Source organism: Halolamina salina (assembly GCF_042678005.1).
GTDB classification, from domain to species: domain Archaea; phylum Halobacteriota; class Halobacteria; order Halobacteriales; family Haloferacaceae; genus Halolamina; species Halolamina salina.
This window is the reverse complement of the sequence record NZ_JBHUDH010000003.1, coordinates 24,307-26,221: the sequence shown is the minus strand read 5'-3', so window position 1 is coordinate 26,221 and position 1,915 is coordinate 24,307. Positions and strand designations below refer to the sequence as shown.

Here is a 1,915-nt window from a genome sequence, read left to right as displayed (position 1 = left end):
CGCCCGCCGGGCCGCCCGCGCGGCGTCGCTCTCGGGGATCGTCGCCAACGTCGGCCCGCCGAAGTACTGCTCGGCCTGCTCGGCGACGCGGTCGATCGCCTCGTCGTCCTGCACACGGTTGAACAGCACGCCGGCGGTCTCGGTGCCGTAGGAGCGGGCGTACTCCTGCACCTTCAGCCCGTCCGAGAGCGAGGGGATCGTCGGCTGGAGCACGACCACTGTACGGTCCGCCAGTACGAGCGGGAGCACCGCCGACTGCGAGCCAAGCGCCGCCGCGGAGTCGAACAGCAGCACGTCGGTGTCGGTGGCCAGTTCGGCGACCACTTCCCGGAGCCGAGTCGGGTCGGCGTCGCGAAACGCGGCGAGGGAGGTGCCACAGGGGACGAGCGAGAGCCCAAACCGCTCGTACACCGCGTCCTCGACCGCCGCGTCGGCGTCGGCCAGCAGCAGGTCCTGCAGCGTGGTGTCGGCGTCCGCGAGCCCGGTATGGAAACAGAGGTTCGCCATCCCGGTGTCGGCGTCGACGACCGTCACATCGTGGTCGTCGGCGAGCGCCATGCCCAGCGCGAGCGTGCTGGTGGTCTTCCCCACCCCGCCCTTCCCGCTCGCGACAGCCAGCGCTTCGACCATGCGTTCTTTCTCCTCGCTATCCGATTTAAACTTTCTCCCCGAGCGGTCGTGTCACTCCCACCACTCTCCGAGCACCCGTCGCCAGTTCCCGGCCGCGATCGCCTCCCGCTCCGCGCGGTCGAACCCCCGGGCTTCGAGCCCGTCGAGCACGTCCCGGAGTCCCGTCACGTCCCCGACGGCCTCCGGCACCGTCGCGCCGTCGAAGTCCGACCCCAGCCCGACGTGTTCGACGCCCATCCGGTCGGCGAAGTACTCGATGTGGTCCAGCAGCGTCGAGAGTTCGGCGTCCTTCCCGCGCTCCCCGTCCGGCCGGAGGTGGGCAGTCCCGAACGTACAGCCGACGATCCCGCCGCTGTCGGCGACGGCGTCCAACTGCTCGTCGGTGAGGTTCCGCGACGCCGGCGAGACGCCGTGTGCGCCGGCGTGGGAGACCACCAGCGGCGAGTCGACGGTCTCCGCCACGTCCCAAAAGCCCGCGGCGTTCAGATGGGCGAGGTCGACGACGATCCCCCGGTCCTCGCAGGCCTCGACCAGATCGAACCCCGCGTCGGTCAGCCCCGGCCCGATATCCGGGGTCGCGTCGTGCTCGAAGGGAACGCCGTGGGCGAAGGCGTTGGGCCGGGACCAGACGAGTCCGAGCGATCGCAGCCCGGTTTCGTATAGCGAATCGAGATTTACGAGCTCCGGATCGACGGCGCCCGCGCCCTCGATGTGGGGGATCCCGCCGACCGCGTTGCCGGCGAGACAGGCGTCGAGGTCGTCGATATCGCCGATCACGCGGAAGCGGTCGGTCGCCTCCGCCCACTCGTGGAGCGTTTCGAACTGCTCGTCGACGATCCGGCGGGCGCGCTCGGGGTCGACCGCCGGCGGGAGTTCGCTCCAGTCGTCTATCTCTCCCTCGTTGGGGACGAACGCGGCGAAGATTCCGGCCGCGAGCCCGGCTTCCTCCGCACGGGCGAGGTCGAGGTGGCCGTCGTCGGTCTCCTCCAGGAAGGCGCCGCCCGCGCGGTCGCTGGTCGCCGCGAGCAGCGTGTCGTTGTGGCCGTCGATGATGGGGGTCACGGTCGTTCCTCTGACCGCGCCGACTTCGGGCTTCCGGCGCCCGCCGCGGTTGCCGGAACGAAGCGCCACCCTTCAAGCCGGTCGCCGTCCCCTATCCGGTATGAGCGACGGTCTCTGTGTGGAGTCCTGCGAGCGCTGTCCCGCGCTCGTCGAGTCGCGGAGTCGCATCGTCAACGGCGACGGGCCGGCCGTCGCCGACCTCCTCCTCCTGGGCGAGGCGCCC

General features: G+C 71.0%; 2 protein-coding genes and 1 pseudogene. 1 reads left to right on the top strand and 2 read right to left on the bottom strand.

Annotated features, from left to right (window positions below):
- Both ACFR9S_RS00505 and ACFR9S_RS00500 read right to left on the bottom strand, forming a co-directional pair.
- Positions 1-630 (bottom strand): nucleotide-binding protein (locus tag ACFR9S_RS00505; protein ID WP_379817721.1); only part of this gene is annotated, 630 nt, incomplete at its 3' end.
- 51 nt (positions 631-681) lie between these two features.
- A complete protein-coding gene (locus ACFR9S_RS00500) occupies positions 682-1,692 on the bottom strand; it encodes a dipeptidase (RefSeq protein ID WP_379731675.1) in 1,011 nt (336 codons plus the stop codon).
- A gap of 100 nt (positions 1,693-1,792) precedes the next feature.
- Here ACFR9S_RS00500 and ACFR9S_RS00495 point away from each other — a divergent pair.
- A pseudogene (locus ACFR9S_RS00495) lies at positions 1,793-1,915 on the top strand (uracil-DNA glycosylase); the annotation flags it as partial.